Raw genomic sequence first — 20,508 nt, 5'->3', positions numbered from 1 at the left:
GGAGCCCGGTGGAGCCGGAGGCGGACGCGAGCCCGGTGGCAACGGACCGGAGCCCGGTGGGGCCGGAGGCGGACGCGAGCCTGGTGAAGCGGTGGACGCGAACGCCGAGGTCGGCGAGGGCAGCGACGCGGCTCTCATCGGACGGATACGCGAGGGCGACCTCACGGCCTACGGCGTCCTGTACGAGCGGCACGTGGCCGCCGCGCGCGGGCTGGCGCACCACCTGGTCGGCGGGGACGCGGCGGAGGACGCCGTCCAGGACGCGTTCGCGAAGATCCTGGACGTGCTGGGGCGCGGCGGCGGCCCGCGTTCGGGGTTCCGTCCGTACCTGCTCACGGCGGTCCGGCGGACGGTCTACGACCGGTACCGCGGCGACCGGCGGTTGCAGAGCACCGACCAGATCGAGCTGTTCGACCCGGGCACGCCGTTCGTCGACCCGGCTCTGGAGAGTCTGGAGCGCACGATGATCGTGCGCGCGTTCCGGTCACTGCCGGAGCGCTGGCAGGCCGTCCTCTGGCATACCGCAGTGGAGGGCGAGAAGCCGGCGGAGGTGGCACCAATACTCGGCCTCACCGCCAACGGTGTGGCGGCGCTCGCCTATCGCGCGCGCGAGGGACTGTGCCAGGCGTATCTGCAGATGCATGTGGCGGCTTCGTTCTCGGCCCGCGAACCGTCCGCCATAGAAAACGCCGAGGCAGCAAGCGCAGACGGACCAGCCGAAGCAGCGCCCCGTGACGTGCCCCAGGGCACGGCGAACGTCAATGCGCCCCGGGCCGGTGGTAGGGACATCGATGCGTCGGTGCCGTCCCCAAGGCACGGGGACGCAGAAACGGTAAAGGCCCTGGGGGCAGGCTCTGCTTCGGCTGATGGGAGCACGTCCAGGACATCAGCTCGTGCGCGCGCGGTGCCTCAAGGCGATGCCGCCTTCACAGGCCATGTACACGCCTCGCAGGCGATTCCGGCTGCCGCGGCGTTGCCGTTCGGCAGTGCGGCGGTCCAGGTGGACGAGAAGTGCCGTCCCGTCCTGGAGATGTTGGGCGCCTACGTGCGCGGCGGCCTCGCCAAGCGGGACACACGACGCGTCGAAGCGCACCTGGACGACTGCGAACGCTGCAAGGCGCTCTACGGCGAACTCTCCGACATCAACACGGCCCTCCGCGAGGTCCTTGGTCCTCTGGTGCTCGGTGGCGCAGTCACCGCATACCTCTCGGCAGCGGCCAAGGGCGGTCTCACTGGCAGCGGCGTCTGGACGTGGCTCCGGCATCTGCCCAAGCGACAGCAGCAGGTACTCGGCGCGGGAGGGGCCGCAGCGGTCGTGGCGGCAGGGCTGGCACTCGCCCTGACTCCCGTATCGAGCAACCGGCCTTTTTCGTCGGTGCACAAGCCTTCGTTGGCCGCGCCTCCTGCCGCTCGTCCCGTACCGGGTGTCCAGGCGCCACCGCCCGCCAAGGCAAAACCACCAGCCGCACAGCCCGCGCCGAAGCCTCCCGCCAACCAACCCGGATCACTCCCTACGCCACAACCCAAACCGCAAGCGCCACATGGGCAGCCTCCGGCGGAGGTCATACCGGCGAAGCTGGACATCAGCATCGGCCCAATGGGATCGCTCGTGCGCAACGAGCCCGGCATTGTCGGCATGGCAGTGCGCAACTCCGGTAGCCGCCCCACGGCCGATCTGGTCGCGGACGTCTCCTTCCCTCCTGAGGTCTCCTTCGCAGGTATCGCCACCGGACGGCGTAGTGCGTTCGTCAAGCCTCTTGAAGCTCCCGGAACCGGCTGGTCATGTCGTCCCATCCGTATTCGCACTGGTGGAGCCCGCTGTACGCACGCCGGTTTGCCCAAGGGCGAGACCGCGTCGGCATACCTGCGTGTTCAGGTCGGCGGTACGGCACCCGCCGGCCTGCCGCCCACGGTCACGCTTCATTCGGGCAAGCAGGAGTTCGCGGCACGAGCGGACCGGGGAGTGGTCACGGGCGGAATGCCCGCGCGCTTCGCCACCGACGGCAAAGTGCGCGTCACGTCCGTGGGGAACTCCCTTATGAGCTGCGACGAGACCATGCCGAACTGCAAGCAGGCCATCAACCGCCAAGGCGAAGAGCAGGACGACGACTTCTGGAACATGCGGCCCGTGGACCGCGACGACGACCCGTCCACGAAGTCGTCCAGTGCGGTGCGTCTGGCCCTCCCTCCCGGCTCGTCCGTGCTCTGGGCGGGCATGTACTGGTCAGGGGTGGCGAAAGGTTCGGCTACGGCTCCGGTGACCGCCCGGCTGCGTCCACCCAACGGCAAGTACCAGACGGTGAGTTCCAGCGAAGTGCACAGCGGTCGCCTTCCTGACTTCACGGCGTACCAGGCGTTCGCGGACGTCACCGGGCTCGTGCGCGCGCACGGGAGCGGCGAGTGGTGGGGAGCGGACGTCCCGGCCGTTCGGGGCGCGTCGCACTACGCCGGATGGAGCCTGGTCGTCGCCGTCAAGGATCCGGCAGCTCCCCTTCAGCAGGTCGTGGTGCTGGACGGCCCGCACGCGCTCGGCCCCACGGGCGACAGCTCCACGGGCGGCAACCGTGCGGACGTTCCGCTTGGCGGCTTCCTTGCCGCTGCCCGTCCGGCACACATCGGCTTGCTGGGCTGGGAAGGTGACGCCGGGCTACACGGCGACCGGCTCCTCCTGGACGGACGTCCGCTGACCCCGACGACGGGTACCCGCGACGCGGACAACGTGTTCGACAGTTCCTCACTCGGCGCGCTGGGCCCTCCCTTGACCTTCGGCACGGACGTCGACGAGTTCGCCACCGTCCTTGGCCGTCATTCGTCGCTCTCCATAGAAACGACGCGGGATGCGGTGCTCCTCGGTGTGGTCACGGTGGCCGCACCATTGCGCAGCTGAGGCCGCTCCCCGGGCCAGACACACCCCTACACCGTGCCCGGCGGACCACGGACGGGCCATGGGGAGGTCATGAGGCCGGCGGGTGACTCGCCCGTAAGGGAGCGGGTGCCGGGAGTTTCCGTAAAGATCATGGACGGCCCGCGAAGAGGTCCCCGGAACGGCTGGTAGCGTCCGCGTCGGAGTCGCCCGTCCGGCAGACGGGCCGCACGCCGGAGCGCTCGCGCCTGGAGGGCTCGCGTACGGCGGACTGTCGTGAAAGAGTGTCGAATCGCCGTATTGGCCTACCGGGCTTACGGGCTTCACTACGCTGAGAACGCCCGGGGTCTTCGACCGGCCCACGTCCGAGAGCCAGGAGGGCGGGCCCGATGAAGGTGACCCTTGCCGACCTCGCCACCGGGTGGGAGCCGCATGAGGTCCCGTGTTGACGAAAGGCGGTGCCGCATGGATCGCTGCGCGCTGTTCGTAGACGCCGGCTACCTGCTGGCCGACGGCGCCATGGCGGTGCACGGCACGCGCCATCGGGAGGCCGTCTCCTGGGACTTCGGCGGCCTGCTGCAACTCCTCGGCAACCTCGCGCGCGAGCGCACGAGCCTGCCGATGCTCCGCTGCTACTGGTACGAGGCGACGGTCGAGGGGCGCCGCGCGCCCGAGCACGAGGCGCTCGCCGACCTCCCCGGCCTCAAGCTGCGCCTCGGCCGCATCCGCCCCGGCCGCCGCGAGGGCGTCGACACCGAGATCCACCGCGACCTGATGACGCTGGCCCGCAACGGCGCCCTCGCCGACGCGGTCCTGGTCAGCGGCGACGAGGATCTCGCCCAGGTCGTCGCGGACGCGCAGGACCTCGGTGTCCGCGTCACCGTCGTGCACGTCGCCGTCGACGGCAACTGGACGATCTCGCGCGTGCTGCGGCAGGAGTGCGACGACCTCATCGAGATCGGCTCCAGCCACCTGCGCCCGTACGTCAACCTGCTCACGGGCGTCGAGGGCGCGGGCACGTCGAGCACGTCGGGCGCCTCGGCCACGGCGCCCGGCCCGCTGGCGAACGGAAGCGGGCACGGCGGCGGTCACAGCGGCAACGGCCACGGCGGGATCGGCAGCGGGACGCTGAGCCCGCTGCAGTCCAGCACGCACACGAGTCCGCCGCCGTCGTCCCCCATCACCGGGCAGCCCACGTCCGCGAGCCATTCGGGCTCCGGCGGCATGGGCGGCGGAAGTGGCATGGGCGGCGGCAACGGCATGGGCAGCGGCAGCGGCGACCTCGGTTCGGGGTCGTCCGGCATCGGCTCCGGTCCGTCCGGCATCGGGTCCGGTTCGTCCGGTCTCGGGTCCGGCTCCTCGTCGTCGCTCGGATCGGGCGGCGCCATCGGCTCCTCCGGGCTCGGGCCGTCCATCCCGGGGCTCGGCTCGTCCGCGCCCGGCCTGGGCTCGTCGGCCTCGGGGCTCGGCTCGTCCTCGTCCTCGTCCTCATCCGGGACAGGGGCGAACCCCCTCCACGCTCTCGGGCTCGGCACGTCGTCGGGCACGTCCGGCCCGTCCAGCCCGTCCGGGCCGCTGCACGCCGCGCCCACGCCCGGCTCGTCGACCGCCAAGTCGCCGTCGCAGTCGTCGCAGCCGCCGTCCACCGGGCACTACAGCTCGCCGCCTCCGCCGATGTCCCCCCCGACGTCCATGCCGTCGCAGCCGCACGGTCCGTACACGGGGCCGCAGCAGATCTCGCCGCTGCCCGTCCCGGCGCAGAACACGCCGAGCCTCTCGGACGCCGTGAAGGCCGCGCACCAGGAGGGCCAGGACTTCGGCGAGTCCGTCGCCCGCGACGCCCCCGCGCTGTGGCTGGAGGCCGTCCTGGCGCGCAAGCCGCGGATGCCGTCCGACCTTGAGGCCCGCCTGCTCCAGGGCTCGTCGCTCCCGATCGACTTCCTCCTGCACGACGAGGTGCGGCACGCGCTACGCCGCGGCTTCTGGATCGACTTCCTCCTGCACGACGAGGTGCGGCACGCGCTACGCCGCGGCTTCTGGGACGCCCTGGAACGCTCTCGCCGCTGACTCCCCCGGCCCCACCCCCCGCATCACTCTCCCGCCACACCCGCCCCCGCCTCCTCTCTCCCCCCGCCCACCGCAGCTCGACGCACCCCCTCGCGCGCACGTCCCCGACCTGTGCCGTTCGTGCGGCGCGCCGTGCGCATCCGGGCTGGGTGGAGGCGGTCGTGTATGGGTGCGGGGAGCGGGTTCGACCCGCCTTGCCCTTGTTCACACCCCCGTTGACCTGCGGGAAACGCGAATTCATGAGCGATCATCCGAGATTCGCCCGCTTCGGGCGTGCGACGCCGGGTAGCGTTGAGGCGTGACGCATGTGACGGAAGACGATCTCGACGATCTGGAGTTCGACACGCTGCGCACGGGCGATCACATCGCGGCGGCACGGCGGCTGGCCGAGCTCGCCGACGCCGTGTCGGGCGGGGTGTCGCGCGCCAACGTGCTGCTGCGCGCGGGCGAGCAGTGGCAGCACGCCGGTGAACCCGACCGTGCGGCCCAGTTCTACCGCCGGGCGATGGAGGACGGCGGCGAGACGTACGGCGACCCGCGCGCCTACCTGGCCGACGCGCTGTTCGAGCTGGGACGCGTCCCGGAGGCGCGGGCGCTGGTGAGCGACATCCGCGGGGACGCGCCACGCGATCCCGAGGTGTACCGGGCGGTCTCCGAGACGCTCTACGCGCACGGCGACGTCCTGGGCGCGCACGAGTGGGCGACGAACGGGGTGGACGTCGTCCTGGCGCTGCGCGACCGTGCCGCGCGGAAGGTCCCGGCGGGGCCCGGCGGCGAGCTGATCGATCCCGATGACGCGGCCCTGGCCGAGGACAGCCTCGAAGCGCTGCTCCGGCTCCGCTATCGCGCGCGGATGGACCTCGGCCGCCCCGAGGACGACTACGACGCGATGCTCGACGACCTGCTCAAGAACGCCGACTCCTGACGCGCCGACCCGCTCCGAACGTGTCGGCTCGGGCTCGCTGTGCCGACTCCGGAGCGTGGCGGTTCAGAGGGTGGCGATGAGTTCGCTCAACGCCTGGGCGACGGCGGCCGGCGGCTCGTGCTGGACGACCGTCCAGCCGCGCAGCGACGCCTCGCGGACGGCTTGGTCGTGCGAGACCGCGTCGGCTCCGGACGGCGCGGCGGTGCGGTCCGCGTGGGTGCGCAGGTAACCGCACGGGGCGTCCGGCCAGTCGGCGGGCACCGGGGCGGGCGGGCCGGCCTTCGGCTGCGCGAACGGCTGGGCGTTCAGCACGGCACCGTTCGGCGTGGCCACCCGGCCGTTGGCGTGCGCGGAAGCCTCGCCGAGGGCGTGTGCGTGAGCCTGTGACGGCGATTGGGCGCCTTCCGCGGCGTGGGCGTGGTCGTGACCGTGGTTCTGGGTGGCGCGGGCCGTGCGCGGAAGCGAGGCGTCCACGAAGACGTAGGCGCCCACGGGACGGTGCGCCGCGCGCTGGGCGGACGCGATCGCCGGAAGGAGCGGCCCCGCCGCGCCGTGGCCGACCAGGACCAGCGGGACGTCCGGCGCGGTCGCGGCGATGATCAGCGACGTCCGGGCGACGTACCGGACGCCGTCGAGGTCGGGGACGTCGGGCGTGATGACGTCGAGGCCGTACGAACGCAGCATCTCCGGCAGGTCGCCCCACGCGTCCGCGCTCGCGAACGGCGTGTGCAGCAGGACGAGGGTTCCGGGCGTCACGTCTGCGTCATCCTGACTCCGTGTGGGCCGTGAACACGGTCGGCTGCGTCCTCCTCCGGGGCGCCGCCGCCGGTTGCCCACCGTACACGCCCGGACCGTCCGAAGTCCGTGCGCAACGGCGGTACCTCCCGGATCACCCGAGGGCTGCGCGGCCGAGCTCTCGGAACCGCCCCCCCAACGCCTGGTCGCCCGCGAGCTCAGGACGTCGCCCGCCTACGCGACGACGTGGGCGTGTCCTCGTTTGACGACCAGTTCGGCTGTGCGCAGGTTGCGTACGTCGCGGAGCGGGTCGTCCGCCACGACGAGCAGGTTGGCGAGCTTGCCCGGTTCGATCGTCCCCATCTCGTTCTCGGCCCCCAGCGCACGCGCGCCCACGAGGGTCGCCGAACGTATGGCCTGCGCGGGAGTGAAACCGCAGCGTTCGGCCAAGAACGCGATCTCGTCCAACACGGGAGGGAGTCCGGGAGCATCCGGGGCGGGATCGGTGTCCGTGCCTGTGCAGATGTCCACGCCAGCGCGGTGGGCCTGGGCTGTGAGGACGGCGGCCAGTTCCCCTGTAGCGGACTCCGGGTCCCACATGCTGCCCGTCGCGTCGAGGATCGTTCCTCGTGCGCGCATGTCGGCGAACAGCGCCGCGAGGGCCGGATGCGAACCGTCCGCGAAGCGCGCGTGGTCGATCGGGGGCTTGTCCGCATAGGTCGTGAGCGGACGCGACGGTTCCTGGAAGGCCAGCATCGTCACGTGGGAGACCGAGTCCACGCCCGCCCGGACGACCTGGGCGGGCGTCGCGGGGAAGACGGCCGCGTGCGCCCACACCCGCAGGCCCTGCCGGTGCGCCTCGGCGGTCAGCGCGGCGACGGCCTCGCCGGGCAGATCGGCGTAGATCTTGATGGCGGTCGCGTGCGTGCCGCGCGCCAGGGCGACGGCGAGCCGCAGGTCGGTGTCCGGCGTGATCGCCTGCATCCAGGGCACCGCGCCGGGTGTCTCCCCCTGGCTGACCTGAGCCGTCCGGGGATCGTCGAAGAAGGACGGGCCTGCCGCCAGCGCCGCGTACCGCAGGTCCGGCGCGGCGATCTCGCCGACCCGGGCGGCGCGCGCGAGGTCGGCGATCTGCCTCAGGTCGTCGGCCATGATCCGGACCGCGGTGACGCCGCCGCGCAGGTCGCGGCGCAGGGTCGCCTCGGCGCGCGGCCGGTCCGGCGGGGTGGCGAGGTGCTGGTGGGTGTCGATCAGTCCGGGCAGGACGAACCGTCCGGCGAGGTCCACGACACGCGCACCCGCGACGGACGCCGAGGCGTCGGGGAGGACGGCGGTGATCCGCTCGCCGGACACCACCACGCTCGTCCCCGGACGGGCCGGACCGCCCGTCCCGTCCACGAGGACACCGCCCCGGTAGACGACGGTCCCAGCGGGCGGGGGCGGGGCGTACGGCGTCGGCGCGCCGGGCGGGGTGGCACTCACCCCACCATCATGGACCCGCAGGTGAAGGCCGCGATCCGGCGCCCCGTCGCCCGGTCCGGTGCGGGCGGGGCAATAAGGTGCTCACCGTGAGCGATCGTGATGACCTGCTGGAAGAGATCAAGGCCAAGGCCGTCGTGCACGGCGACTTCGTGCTGTCCTCCGGACGCCGCGCGTCCTGGTACGTGGACCTGCGCCGCGTCACCCTGGACGGCGCGGTCGCGCCGCTGGTCGGCCGGGTGATGCTGGACGCCACGTCCGACCTGGAGTACGACGCGGTGGGCGGGCTCACGCTGGGCGCCGACCCGGTCGCGACCGCGATGCTGCACGCCGCCGCCGCGCGGGGCCGCAAGCTGGACGCGTTCGTCGTCCGCAAGGCCGACAAGCAGCACGGCCTGCAGCGCCGCATCGAGGGCCCGGACGTCGCCGGACGCCGCGTCCTCGCGGTCGAGGACACCTCGACGACGGGCGGCTCGGTCATGACGGCGGTCGAGGCGCTGCGCGAGGCGGGCGCGGAGGTCGTCGCGGTCGCCACGATCCTGGAGCGCGGCGCGGCCGACCGGATCGCCGCCGAGGGCCTGGAGTACCGCCACCCCTACGCCGTCGCCGACCTGGGCCTCGACTGACCGTCGGCGACCTCCGCCGCCCGAGGCGGCGGGTGGCCGATCAGGCCGTCGTCGGAGGCTCCGTCAGGCCGCCGGAGGGCCGGTGAGGCCGTCCGGAGCGGGTTGAGGTCGTCCGGAGCGGGTTGAGGCCGTCCGGAGCGGGTTGAGGCCGTCCGGAGCGGGTTGAGGTCGTCCGAGGACGGTGAGGGCGCCCGGGGCCGGGAAACCGTTCGGGATCGGCGGGCGTGGTCAGCGGGCGTCCGGCGGGGCCGGGCGCCCGGCCGTCAGCACTTGCCGACGAACCAGGTGCCCCGCTGACCGCTCGGCTTGCGGGGCTGGACCTTGCCGCAGATGGTGACCTGGACGGCGCCGCCGTTCTGGGCGACCACGTTCAGCGGCGCCTCGTCGATCTTGCGGCCCTCGCCGGTGTTGAGCGGGCCCTGCGCCAGCACCTTGTTGGAGCCCGCGACCGTCACCAGCACGTCGGTCGCGGGGCCGACCACCTTGATGACCAGCGGCGTCGAGGCGTCCGCCTTGGTGTCACCGGAGTGCCCGGCGCCGTTGGACGCCGACGTCGCGGCGCTCTGCCGGGGCTTGCTGTCGTCCCCCGTGTTCACCGCGTTGAACAGCGCGATGCCGCCGACGACGAGCAGCGCCACAACGGCCACGACGGCCAAGGCCGCGAGGAGAATGCGCGCGAGACCACGAGGGTCCGACCGATGACGTCCCACATGCGGAGGTTAGCGATAACTGTCGCCGCTGAGCGACGGGCGTGACTGTTCAGGGCCATTCTTGTTCGGACCGTTGCCCGGGCCGCCGCGGTGCTTACCCTTCTGAGGGCGCGGGGCTTCCGGCTGTTCGGCCGGGGCGCCGGGCCCGTGACCTGCGGCATAGCCGCCCGCGCCGTAACCGGCGTCCGGGGCGCCGCCGTAGCCGGGCGCCTGGGGAGCGCCGTGGCCGCCGCCGGGATTTCCGTGAACATCCTGGTTTCCGTAGCCGGCCGGAGCCTGGCTCTGGTGCCCGTAGCCGCCCCGGGCCGGAGCCTGACCGCCCCCGTACCCGCCGCCCTGCGCGCCGTAGCCACCCTGCGCGCCGTAGCCGGCCTGCGGCCCGGGCTGCTGCGCGCCGCCCTGGTAGCCACCGCCCTGGCCCGCGCCATAGCCGCCACCCTGGCCCGCGCCATAACCGCCGCCCTGGCCGCCGTAACCGCCACCCTGGCCCGGGCCGTAACCGCCCTGGCCGCCGCCGTAGCCGCCGCCCTGCGGACCGGCCTGGTAGCCGCCGTAGCCGCCCGGCTGGTTCACGGGCTGGCCGCCGTATCCGCCGTCACCCTGCGGGGCACCGTAGCCACCGTCACCCTGCGGGGCGCCGTAGCCGCCGCTCTGGCCACCGCCGCCGAAACCGCCGTCGTGGCCCCCGCCGTAACCGCCGCCGTAGCCGAAGCCGCCCTGGCCGCCGTCCTGGTCGCCGCCGCCGTCACCGGCCTGTGCGGCGCCGTTCTTGCGGCCCTTGATGACCTCCCGGGCGACCGGGACCATGGACGCGACCACGGCCAGCGCGACCACCGGCAGGACGTACTTGTCGATGCCCTTGACGCGCGACCCCAGGAAGTGGCCGGCGACGATGATCGACTCGGTCCAGATCACCGCGCCGACGACGTTCCACAGGAAGAACGAGCGGGCGGGCATCTCCAGCGTCCCGGCGAGCGGGTTCAGGAACGTCCGGACGACCGGGATGAAGCGGGCGAGGACGACCGCCTTGGCCGGGCCGAACTTGTTGAAGTAGTACTCCGCCTTCTCCACGTGCTCCGGCCGGATGATCCGGGAGTTCGGCCGGTCGAAGAGCTTGCGGCCGTACCGCGCGCCCAGCCAGTGCCCGACCTGCGCGCCCGCGATGGCGCACAGCGGCGCGCCGATCATGAGTACCGGCAGGGACATCCGCGGGATGCCCGCGCCGTGCGCGGCGGCGGCCGTGCTGAAGAGCCCGGCCGCGAACAGCAGCGTGTCACCCGGCAGGAAGAAGCCCACCAGCAGGCCCGTCTCGGCGAAGATGACGGCGAAGATCCCGAACACCCCGAAAGTGGCGATCAGGGAGTTGGGATCGAGAGGGTTCAGGGCGAGGTCCACGCCGCGAGCCTACCCGGACACCCCTGTACGGCCGGTGTAAAGCGGAACGCGGATGTTGACCGTTTTGCCCTTGGACACCCCGGTCCGGCCCCCGGAGTGGTCTGATCGGCGCAATCCGAGATACTGGCGAGGTGGCGCCCCACCCCCGAGGGTCGGGCCAGGACCGAACACGACGACAGCACATGGTGCCGCCGGGATCCGGCCGGAAAGGACGCTGAACATGCCCATCGCCAGCCCCGAGGTCTACGCGGAGATGCTCGACCGCGCCAAGCGCGACGGCTTCGCCTACCCCGCGATCAACGTGACGTCCAGCCAGACGCTGAACGCCGCGCTGCGCGGGTTCGCCGAGGCCGAGAGCGACGGGATCGTCCAGGTCTCGACCGGTGGCGCGGAGTACCTGTCCGGCGCGACCGTCAAGGACATGGTCGTCGGCGCGACCGCGCTCGCCGAGTACGCGCGCGTGGTGGCCGCCAAGTACCCGGTCAACATCGCGCTGCACACCGACCACTGCCCGAAGGACAAGCTGGACGGGTTCATGCGTCCGCTGGTCAAGATCTCCCAGGAGCGGGTGGCGCGCGGCCAGGAGCCGCTGTTCCAGTCGCACATGTGGGACGGCTCGGCCGTGCCGCTGGACGAGAACCTGGAGATCGCCAAGGACCTGCTCGAGCAGTGCCGCCAGGCCCGCGTGATCATGGAGATGGAGATCGGCGTGGTCGGCGGCGAGGAGGACGGCGTCGCCAACGAGATCAACGAGAAGCTGTACACGACGCCGGGCGACGCCATCGCGACCGCCGAGGCCGTCGGCCTGGGCGAGCAGGGCCGCTACATCCTCGCCGCGACCTTCGGCAACGTGCACGGCGTGTACAAGCCGGGCTCGGTGAAGCTGCGTCCCGAGGTGCTCAAGGAGATCCAGGACGCCGTCGGCAACAAGTACGGCAAGCAGCGCCCGTTCGACCTGGTCTTCCACGGCGGCTCGGGCTCGACGCTGGAGGAGATCCGCGAGGCGGTGTCCTACGGCGTGGTGAAGATGAACATCGACACCGACACCCAGTACGCGTTCACCCGCCCGGTGGCCGCGCACATGTTCAGCCACTACGACGGCGTCCTGAAGGTGGACGGCGAGGTCGGCAACAAGAAGCAGTACGACCCGCGCTCCTGGGGCAAGGCCGCCGAGACGAGCATGGCCGCCCGCATCGTCACCGCCTGCGAGAACCTGCTCTCCGCCGGCAAGAAGATCAAGTAGCACCGCAGGGCCGAGGAGCCCACGGGACCGAGCAGCACCACGGGCCCGAGCAGCACCACGGGCCCGAAGAGCACCGCGTGCACTCCGACGGGGTCCGGCCGCCGCCCAGGCGCCGGACCCCGTCCGCGTTCCGCCGCACGGCCTGACCGCCGCGCCACACCGCGTCCCGGCCCGGACCGGACCGGACCGGCCGCCGAAGTGGGGTGGTCGGGGCCGTTCGGCGGCGGACGTGCCCGGATAGGCTCGGGACGTGGCTCTCCCCCGCACGTACGAGGACCAGAACTGCTCGATCGCCCGCGCTCTGGAGGTCGTCGGCGACCGGTGGACGCTGCTGGTGATCCGCAGCGCGTTCGAGGGGGTGCGGCGGTTCGACGACTTCCAGGAGGCCCTGGGTGTCGCGCGGAACGTCCTCACCGACCGGCTCTCCCGATTGTGCCAGGAGGGCCTGCTGCGGCGCGTCCGGTACCAGGAGCGGCCCGAGCGGTTCGAGTACCGGCTGACCCGCAAGGGCGTCGAGCTGTGGCCCGCGATGATGACGCTGCTGCTGTGGGGCGACCGGCACTACGCGCCGGACGGTCCGCCCGCGCTGGTCCTGCACAGGGGCTGCGGCGGCGCGCTGACCCCCCGGATGACCTGCGGTTCCTGCGGTGAGCCCCTGGGCCCGGGGGATGTGGAGGCCCGTCCCGGTCCGGGCGCCGTCCGCTCCGCCTGACACCGCCTCCTGCGACCGCTCCGCTCCAACGTCCCGCGCCTGCCCCGCCCCATAGGGTTGCTTCACGAAACTCGTTGCTGTGCAATGGGTTGTGTGAAGCAACTCACCGAGCACCCTTTGGCGGACGTTCGGATCCGGCCGTTCGGGAGCGGCGACGAGGCCCGGCTGCGGCGCATGTCGGACGAGCTGTCCCAGGGCAGCCTGTACACGCGCTTCTTCTCAGGAACGCCGCGCGTCCCCGAGCCGTACGTGAGGAAGCTCGGCCGGCTCGACCACTGGGACCGGGACGCCCTGGTCGCGCTCCACGGCGACGCGATGGTCGGGATCGCCGAATACGCCCGCGTGCCGTCCCGTCCGGACGAGGCGGAGGTGGCCGTCCTCGTGGCGGACGCGTGGCAGCGGCACGGTCTGGGCGGCCTGCTCACCCGCCTGCTGCTGCCGCTGGCCGCCCGGCGCGGGGTGACCGGTTTCCGGGCGGAGGTCTGCAGCACCAACACGGGCGCCATCGAGCTGATCCGGCACGGCTGGCCGTCGGCGCACACCGTCCACGACGGCGGAACGTCGACCTTCCATCTCTCCGCCCGGTGACAACGCCGAGCAGGTGCCCGGAGCAGCGCGAAGCGGCATGTGAAACAGCGCGCGAAGCGGCATGTGAAGCAGCGCGAAGCCGCTCGCGAAGCCGCGCGCGTCGCCCCGTCCCGCAGCGTTCCGACGTCGTCAGAGGGGGTCCGACCCGAACCTCGACGGGAAGGTGACCCGGGTTGTTGGGGCGCGGGCGTTCCCACCTACGATGACCGGCATGACCCAGAACCTGCTCGGCGGGCCGGCACCGACCGAACTCCCGGACGTACCCGAGGCGCGTGAGGCCCTGGAGAACGGCGTCGATCCGTTCGAGGTGGCCGCGCGCCATCCCGAGTTCCCCGGCGCGTGGGCCGAGCTGGCCGACCGCGCGTTCGCGCGCGGCGGGGTGATCGACTCGTACGCGTACGCGCGCACCGGCTACCACCGCGGCCTGGACCAGCTGCGCCGGTCGGGCTGGAAGGGCCACGGCCCGGTTCCCTGGGAGCACGAGCCGAACCGCGGGTTCCTGCGCTGCCTGCACGCGCTCGCCCGCGCCGCAGCGGCGATCGGCGAGGACAACGAGGCCGAGCGCTGCCGCACCTTCCTGCGCGACAGCAGCGAGACGGCGGCGAAGGTCCTGGCGGAGAACGGAAAGTAAATCCCGGTTGACCCGTCCCACCAGGCTTTTCAGCCCCCTGCGCCACGACGTGCGGTTTCTTCGGCTCCCCGCTGCGGGTACGATTTGATCGCAAGAGGCCCCTTCGCGCTTGCGATCAGGGGCCTTCGTCGTGGGAAGGATAAGTGGCATGCCGGCCATCGTTCTTGTCGGAGCCCAGTGGGGAGATGAGGGCAAGGGCAAGGCCACCGACCTGCTGGGCGGCGACGTCGACTACGTCGTCCGCTACCAGGGTGGCAACAACGCCGGCCACACGGTGGTCATCGGCGACAAGAGCTACGCCCTGCACCTGCTCCCGTCCGGAATCCTGTCGGACGACGTGGTGCCCGTCATCGGCAACGGCGTGGTGATCGACCCGGCCGTACTGCTCCAGGAGATCGACGGCCTGGCGGACCGCGGCGTCTCGGCCGACCGCCTGCTGATCTCGGCGAACGCGCACCTGATCATGCCCCACCACCGGGCCCTCGACAAGGTCACCGAGCGGTACCTGGGCAAGGCCCGGATCGGGACCACCGGCCGCGGCATCGGCCCGGCGTACGCCGACAAGATCAACCGGATGGGCATCCGGGTGCAGGACCTGTTCGACCCGAACATCCTCACCCAGAAGCTCGACCTGTCGCTGCGCGAGAAGAACCAGGTCCTGACCAAGGTCTACAACCGGCGGCGGATCGAGACCGGCCCGATCGTCCAGGAGTACCTGGCCTACGGCGAGCGGCTGCGCCCGTACGTCGCCGACACCACGCTGGTGCTGAACAAGGCGCTGGACGACGGCAAGGTCGTGCTGCTGGAGGGCGCGCAGGGCACGCTCCTCGACATCGACCACGGCACCTACCCGTTCGTCACCTCGTCCAGCCCGACGGCGGGCGGCGCGTGCGCGGGCTCCGGGATCGGCCCCACGAAGATCACCAAGGTGATCGGCATCCTCAAGGCGTACACCACCCGCGTCGGCTCGGGCCCGTTCCCGACCGAGCTGCTGGACGAGTGGGGCGAGTTCCTGCGCAAGACCGGCGGCGAGTACGGCGTGACCACCGGCCGCGACCGCCGCTGCGGCTGGTTCGACGCGGTGATCGCCCGCTACGCGACCCGGGTGAACGGCATCACCGACTACTTCCTCACCAAGCTGGACGTGCTGTCCGGCCTGGAGCGGATCCCGGTGTGCGTCGCCTACGAGATCGACGGCGAGCGGGTGGACGAGCTGCCCGCGAACCAGACCGACTTCCACCACGCCAAGCCCGTCCTGGAGTACTTCGACGGCTGGCAGGAGGACATCACCGGCGCCGCGACCTTCGACGACCTGCCGAAGAACGCGCAGGCGTACGTGCGGGCGCTGGAGGAGCTCTCGGGCGCCCAGATCTCCGCGATCGGCGTGGGCCCGGGCCGCGACCAGACGCTGCAGCTCCGCTCGCTGGTCTCCTGACTCCGTTCCGGTCGCCTCCGCGGGGGCGGAGGCGACCGGGGTCCGGATTCCGGGCCGCCGGGCTCCCGGAACCAACGGCCTTTCTCTAGCCCTCTGGCCCCTTCCAGGCCGGATGACCGTCTCGCAGCCGTATGACCGTCTTTGAATGGATGGCCGCGAGCCGTTCAGCCGTATATCACCGATCGTCCATCGCGGGCCAGGGGCCGCCCGGTAGGTTTCGGTCGTGACCTATTTCGGGGGGACCGTGGAGATCCACGGCCATCGGGGCGCGCGCGGCCTCCGTCCGGAGAACACCCTTCCCGGGTTCGCGCACGCGCTGGAGCTGGGCGTCCACGCGATCGAGTTCGACGTCGGCATGACCGCGGACGGCGTGGTCGTCTGCAACCACGACCAGATGCTGTCGCCCGGAAACCTCGCCGACACCGCCCCGGCCGTGCCGGGCGACCCGCTGTTCCCGTACGTGGGGCGCGCCCTGCGCGAGCTGACGTACGAGCAGGTCAGGACGGTGGACGCGGGGATCCGGACGCCGCTGGCCTTCGCCGCGACGCAGCGGCCGGTGCCCGGCACGCCGCTGCCGACGCTGGACGAGGCGTGCACGCTGCTCGGTGCCGTTCCGGACGTCCGGCTCGCGGTCGAGCTGAAGACCGATCCCGGCTGGACGGCCCGCGCGGTCGACCGCTTCACGGCCGCCGTGGCGGAGGTTCTGGACGCGCACGATCTGCTGCCCCGGTCGCGGCTGCTGGCGTTCGACTGGCGGGTGCTCGCGGCGTCCGCCCGGTACGCGCCGGGCGCCGGACGCGTCGCGCTGCTCGAACGCAAGACGCTGCTCCCGGGCACCCGCTGGCTGGCGGGCCTGCCGCCGGAGGACCCGGTGGGCGTCGCGCTCGCGGCGGGCGCGACCGTGCTCTCCCCCGAACACGACCTCGTCACGTCCGCGCTGGTCGAGGACGCGCAGGCGCTCGGCCTGCCGGTCTGCACGTGGACCGTGAACGACCCGATCGACATGGGCCGCCTCACCGACCTCGGCGTGGACGCGATCGTCACCGACCACCCGGACCGGCTGCGCGCGGTGCTGCGCGCCCGGGGCCTCCCGGTCCCCGCGCCCGCGCTGCTGCCCGTCTGAGACCCCGTCCCGGGACGGGACGGGACGGGACGGTGGTCAGAGCCAGCCGTTGCGGCGGAAGCCCCGGTAGAGGCCGAAACAGATCGCCGCGATCAGGCTGATGATCATGAAGTAGCCGTACCGCCACTCCAGTTCGGGCATGTGCTTGAAGTTCATGCCGTAGATGCCGGCGATGGCGGTCGGCACCATGAAGATCGCACCCCAGGCGGAGATCTTCCGCATGTCCTGGTTGTCGGCGACCGTCACCTGGGTCATGTGCGCCTGCAGGATCGGGTTCAGCAGTTCGTCGAAGGACTCGACCTGCTCGCGGACGCGGGTCAGGTGGTCCTCCACGTCGCGCAGGTACTCCCTGATCTCGGTCGGTACGAACCGCCGGCCGGACAGGCTGCGCACCGGCCCCGCGAGCGGCCCGACGGCCCGCTTGAGCTGGATCACCTCGCGCTTGAGCCGGTAGATGCGGCGCGACTCGTCGGTGCGCTCGGGCGAGAAGACGGCCTCCTCGACCTCGTCCACGTCCTCCTGGATGGCGTCGGCGACGGCGGTGTAGCCGTCCACGACGTGGTCGGTGACGGCGTGCACGACCGCCGCCGGCCCCTGGGCGAGCCGCCCGGCGTTGGCCTCCAGCCGGCGCCGCACCATGCCGAGGCCGCCGTGCTCGCCGTGCCGGACGGTCACCACGAAGTCGGTGCCGACGAAGACCATGATCTCGCCGGTCTCGACGACCTCGCCGTCCTCGGGGTCGCGCTCGACGTACCCGACGGTCTTCATCACCAGGAAGTGGACGTCGTCGTAACGTTCCAGCTTGGGCCGCTGGTGGGCGTGGATCGCGTCCTCGACGGCGAGCGGGTGCAGCCCGAAGACCTCGGCGATCTCCTGGAGTTCGGCGGCCGACGGCTCGTGCAGGCCGACCCAGACGAAGCCGGGGCTCTCCTCACCCGCGTCGGGCGCGGGTTCGAGCCGTCCGTCCCGGACGAGGCGGACGGCGTCGCCCACCGAGTCGGTGCACACCCGGTGCCCGTCGATGTAGGCGGCCCAGTCGATCACCGCGCTGTCCCGGGCGCAGCGCGCGGGAGCGGACGCCTGGACGCGTCCGCGCGGCTTGAACAGGGACATCGTCGCCCGCGTGGGGCGTACCCGAGTCATGGCCATGAGGTGCTCCTAACCCCCGGCCACACGCGCAGGCGCGCTCGACCCGTCCTAGAGGAGCGGGGAGCGCGGGGAGGGCGCGGCCGGACGCCTCGAAGAGGCAGTCGGACGAACAGTCCAGCTCGGACTGTGAGGGTTCTCCGGCGTACTGCACGTATCGCCAGGACTCATCCCGACCACCTCCTTCCGGACGTGAGGCCACAACCTCTGTAGGCTACCAGCGACATTTAAGACGCGGCGGACAACAGCGAGGTTGACACGGCCGCATGTCACTTCCGTCACACCCGGTGACGCCCCTCACAGCGGACCCTTCCCGCAAGCCCCTCCCGCACACCCCGCCGTGCGCCGCGCCGTCGGCGTTCCCCGCGGGGTCCCCGACCGTTAGGCTCCTGCGACGTGCGAGTACTCGTCCTTGGATCGGGGGGCCGCGAGCACGCGCTCGCCCGCGCCCTGCAACGCGACCCGTCCGTGACCGCCCTGCACTGCGCGCCCGGCAACCCCGGGACGGCGGAGATCGCCTCCAACCACGCGATCGACATGCTGAACCCGACCGCCGTGGTGGAGCTGGCGCAGCGGCTCGCGACCGACCTGGTGGTGATCGGCCCCGAGGCCCCGCTGGTCGCGGGCGTCGCCGACGCGCTCCGCGAGGCCGGGCTGACCTGCTTCGGGCCGGACCAGGCCGCCGCGCGCATCGAAGGCTCCAAGGCGTTCGCCAAGGAGATCATGGAGGCGGCCGGGGTGCCGACCGCCCGCGCCCGCGTGTGCGAGAGCGACGGCGAGGTCCGGGACGCGCTCGCCGAGTTCGGCGCGCCCTACGTGGTCAAGGACGACGGCCTCGCCGCCGGCAAGGGCGTCGTGGTGACCGACGACCTCGACGCGGCCGTGGCGCACGCCGCCGCCTGCGGGCGGGTCGTCATCGAGGAGTACCTCGACGGCCCGGAGGTGTCGCTGTTCGCGCTCTGCGACGGGCAGGACGCCGTCCCGCTCGTCCCGGCGCAGGACTTCAAGCGCGCCTACGACGGCGACGCCGGGCCCAACACCGGTGGCATGGGCGCCTACACGCCGCTGCCCTGGGCTCCGCCCGGCCTGGTGGACGAGGTCATGGAGACCGTCATCCGGCCGACGGTCGCCGAGCTGCGCCGCCGCGAGACGCCGTACGTCGGCGTCCTGTACGCGGGCCTGGCGCTCACCTCGCGCGGCGTCCGGGTGATCGAGTTCAACGCGCGGTTCGGCGACCCGGAGACCCAGGTCGTGCTGGACCGGCTGGCCACCCCGCTCGCGGGCCTGCTCCAGGCGTGCGCGCTCGGCGGCCTGGCGGAGGACCACAAGCTCACGTGGCGTCCCGGCGCGGCCGTCACGGTCGTCGTCGCGGCCGAGGACTACCCCGCGGCCCCGGTGAAGGGCGACGAGATCACCGGCCTGGACGAGGCGAACGCCGTCCCGGACGCCTACGTCCTGCACGCGGGCACCGCGTGGGACGCCGACGGGCGCCTGGTCTCGGCGGGCGGACGGGTCCTCAACGTCGTCGGCAGCGGCGCCGACCAGGCCGCCGCCCGCGCCGCCGCCTACGAGGCCGTGGCCAGGATCCGGCTGCGCGGGTCCCACCACCGCACCGACATCGCCGGATAACCGGCGACACGGGGCTCCCAGGGGTGTCGTGCCGCCGCGGAAGGCGGCACAATGCCTGATTACTTCATTACACCCCTGGGGAGAGGCCGCTGATGGCGGTGCGGGACGTGGCGTCCGAGCCGGAGGAGTACCGGGTCACGACGCTGGAGCTGTTCTTCGACCTGGTGTTCGTGTTCGCGGTCACCCAGCTGACCGGCGTGCTCTCGCACGACATGACCCCGCGCGGGCTGGCCGAGGTCGTGCTGATGTTCGGCGTCCTGTGGTGGATGTACGCGGGGTACGCCTGGCTGACCAACATGACCCCGCCGACGACGGTCGGGCGGCGGCTGCTGGTGCTGACCGGGATGGCCGGCTTCTTCATGATCGCGCTGGCCACGCCCGGCGGGTTCGGGACCGGCGGCGTCGTGTGGGGGCTCGGGTACCTGGTCCTGGTGCTCGCGCACGTCGTGCTGTTCGCGCAGAGCAACAAGCACATCCTGCGCGTCCTGCCCGCCAACCTGCTCGCCGCGCTCCTGATCATCGCGGCCGGGACGCTCGGCCGCGGCGTGCCCGTCTACGTCCTGTGGACGGTGGCCATGATCGTGCCGATCGTGCAGCCGTACATCGTCCCGCCGGGCGGGCGCTTCGACATCCGGCCGGCGCACATCGTGGAGCGGCACGGCCTGCTCGTCATGATCACGATCGGCGAGTCGGTGGTGGCGATCGGGGTCGGCGCGGGCGACCGGGACCTCACCGCCGGGCTGATCGCGACGGTGCTGCTCGGCCTCGCCCTCGCCGCCGCCATCTGGTGGACCTACTTCTCCCGGGACGACGCGGCGGCCGAGCGCGCGCTCGCCGAGGTGGACGCGGCGACCCGCGCGAACAAGACCATGTCCGGCTACTTCTACGCGCACATCCCGCTGATCGTCGGAATCATCGTCATGGCGGCGGGCGTGAAGTACACCGTCGCGGCGGCCTGGCACCCGCTGCCGTTCCGGGCGGCGTTCGCGCTGGCCGGGGGCGCGGCGCTGTTCCTGCTGGGGGACGCCTGGTTCCGCCGGGTGGTGGGCATCGGGCCGTCCCGGATCCGGATCGCCGCCGCCGTCGCCTGCGCGGTCGGGGTGCCGCTGGCGCACCTGTCGGCGGGGGCCGGGCTGGCGGCGGTCACGGCCGTCCTCGCGGCGGCCCAGCTCGCCGAGCACGCGGCCCGCGAGCGCCGGAG

At 72.5% G+C, this 20,508-nt stretch carries 17 protein-coding genes; 12 read left to right on the top strand and 5 right to left on the bottom strand.

Translation table 11 applies throughout. The features are described from left to right. Positions 1-91 precede the first annotated feature (91 nt). The 3 genes from DZF91_RS13280 to DZF91_RS13270 all read left to right on the top strand — a co-directional run bounded on the left by DZF91_RS13280 (position 92) and on the right by DZF91_RS13270 (position 5,855). On the top strand, positions 92-2,887 hold the full coding sequence (locus tag DZF91_RS13280) for a sigma-70 family RNA polymerase sigma factor (RefSeq protein WP_235834255.1): 2,796 nt from the start codon (positions 92-94) through the stop codon (positions 2,885-2,887). A gap of 441 nt (positions 2,888-3,328) precedes the next feature. Further along, complete coding sequence (locus DZF91_RS13275; protein ID WP_117357783.1) at positions 3,329-4,930, top strand: NYN domain-containing protein; 1,602 nt, start codon at positions 3,329-3,331, stop codon at positions 4,928-4,930. Between the two features lie 298 nt (positions 4,931-5,228). After that, positions 5,229-5,855 carry a tetratricopeptide repeat protein gene (locus DZF91_RS13270; RefSeq protein WP_235834254.1) on the top strand — a complete coding sequence of 209 codons (627 nt, stop codon included), beginning with the start codon at positions 5,229-5,231 and terminating at the stop codon, positions 5,853-5,855. Between the two features lie 63 nt (positions 5,856-5,918). Here DZF91_RS13270 and DZF91_RS13265 read toward each other — a convergent pair whose 3' ends face one another. Continuing rightward, on the bottom strand, positions 5,919-6,611 hold the full coding sequence (locus DZF91_RS13265; protein ID WP_117357781.1) for a hypothetical protein: 693 nt from the start codon (positions 6,609-6,611) through the stop codon (positions 5,919-5,921). Positions 6,612-6,824: 213 nt separating this feature from the next. Beyond that, positions 6,825-8,072, bottom strand: coding sequence for an amidohydrolase family protein (locus DZF91_RS13260; RefSeq protein ID WP_117357780.1), 1,248 nt, complete (start codon positions 8,070-8,072; stop codon positions 6,825-6,827). Positions 8,073-8,158: 86 nt separating this feature from the next. On the opposite strand from DZF91_RS13260, the gene pyrE reads away from it, so the two are divergent. Continuing rightward, positions 8,159-8,695 carry an orotate phosphoribosyltransferase gene (pyrE, locus tag DZF91_RS13255; RefSeq protein ID WP_117357779.1) on the top strand — a complete coding sequence of 179 codons (537 nt, stop codon included), beginning with the start codon at positions 8,159-8,161 and terminating at the stop codon, positions 8,693-8,695. Positions 8,696-8,958: 263 nt separating this feature from the next. Here pyrE and DZF91_RS13250 read toward each other — a convergent pair whose 3' ends face one another. Further along, positions 8,959-9,342, bottom strand: a complete 384-nt coding sequence (locus tag DZF91_RS13250) for a hypothetical protein (protein ID WP_235834256.1) — start codon at positions 9,340-9,342, stop codon at positions 8,959-8,961. A 72-nt stretch (positions 9,343-9,414) separates the two neighbouring features. Next, on the bottom strand, positions 9,415-10,800 hold the full coding sequence (locus tag DZF91_RS42655; protein WP_268915938.1) for a DedA family protein: 1,386 nt from the start codon (positions 10,798-10,800) through the stop codon (positions 9,415-9,417). Positions 10,801-11,020: 220 nt separating this feature from the next. On the opposite strand from DZF91_RS42655, the gene fbaA reads away from it, so the two are divergent. From fbaA to DZF91_RS13205, 6 genes are all read left to right on the top strand, one after another. Next, positions 11,021-12,043 carry a class II fructose-bisphosphate aldolase gene (fbaA, locus tag DZF91_RS13230; RefSeq protein WP_117357777.1) on the top strand — a complete coding sequence of 341 codons (1,023 nt, stop codon included), beginning with the start codon at positions 11,021-11,023 and terminating at the stop codon, positions 12,041-12,043. Between the two features lie 250 nt (positions 12,044-12,293). Further along, the gene (locus tag DZF91_RS13225; RefSeq protein ID WP_117357776.1) at positions 12,294-12,755 is read left to right on the top strand and encodes a winged helix-turn-helix transcriptional regulator; all 462 of its coding nucleotides are present in this window, start codon (positions 12,294-12,296) and stop codon (positions 12,753-12,755) included. Positions 12,756-12,839: 84 nt separating this feature from the next. Further along, the gene (locus DZF91_RS13220) at positions 12,840-13,343 is read left to right on the top strand and encodes a GNAT family N-acetyltransferase (RefSeq protein WP_117357775.1); all 504 of its coding nucleotides are present in this window, start codon (positions 12,840-12,842) and stop codon (positions 13,341-13,343) included. Between the two features lie 202 nt (positions 13,344-13,545). Further along, a complete protein-coding gene (locus tag DZF91_RS13215) occupies positions 13,546-13,974 on the top strand; it encodes a DUF3151 domain-containing protein (protein ID WP_117357774.1) in 429 nt (142 codons plus the stop codon). A gap of 148 nt (positions 13,975-14,122) precedes the next feature. After that, positions 14,123-15,409, top strand: coding sequence for an adenylosuccinate synthase (locus DZF91_RS13210; protein WP_117357773.1), 1,287 nt, complete (start codon positions 14,123-14,125; stop codon positions 15,407-15,409). Positions 15,410-15,632: 223 nt separating this feature from the next. Then, positions 15,633-16,532: a glycerophosphodiester phosphodiesterase family protein gene (locus tag DZF91_RS13205; RefSeq protein ID WP_117357772.1), complete on the top strand. Its 900-nt coding sequence runs from the start codon at positions 15,633-15,635 to the stop codon at positions 16,530-16,532. Between the two features lie 36 nt (positions 16,533-16,568). On the opposite strand, the gene corA is transcribed toward DZF91_RS13205, so the two are convergent. Beyond that, entirely contained in the window at positions 16,569-17,681 is a 1,113-nt protein-coding gene (gene corA, locus DZF91_RS13200) for a magnesium/cobalt transporter CorA (RefSeq protein ID WP_117357771.1), read from the bottom strand. Positions 17,682-18,074: 393 nt separating this feature from the next. Here corA and purD point away from each other — a divergent pair, with 393 nt between their 5' ends. Next, a complete protein-coding gene (gene purD / locus DZF91_RS13195) occupies positions 18,075-19,307 on the top strand; it encodes a phosphoribosylamine--glycine ligase (protein ID WP_117357770.1) in 1,233 nt (410 codons plus the stop codon). Between the two features lie 92 nt (positions 19,308-19,399). Next, a partial coding sequence (locus tag DZF91_RS13190; RefSeq protein WP_147341137.1) for a low temperature requirement protein A occupies positions 19,400-20,508 on the top strand: 1,109 nt, incomplete at its 3' end.

The organism is Actinomadura logoneensis (assembly GCF_003428695.1).
GTDB lineage: Bacteria > Actinomycetota > Actinomycetes > Streptosporangiales > Streptosporangiaceae > Spirillospora > Spirillospora logoneensis.
Note: the sequence above shows the minus strand (reverse complement) of the source record. Positions and strands in the feature narration are given on the sequence as shown.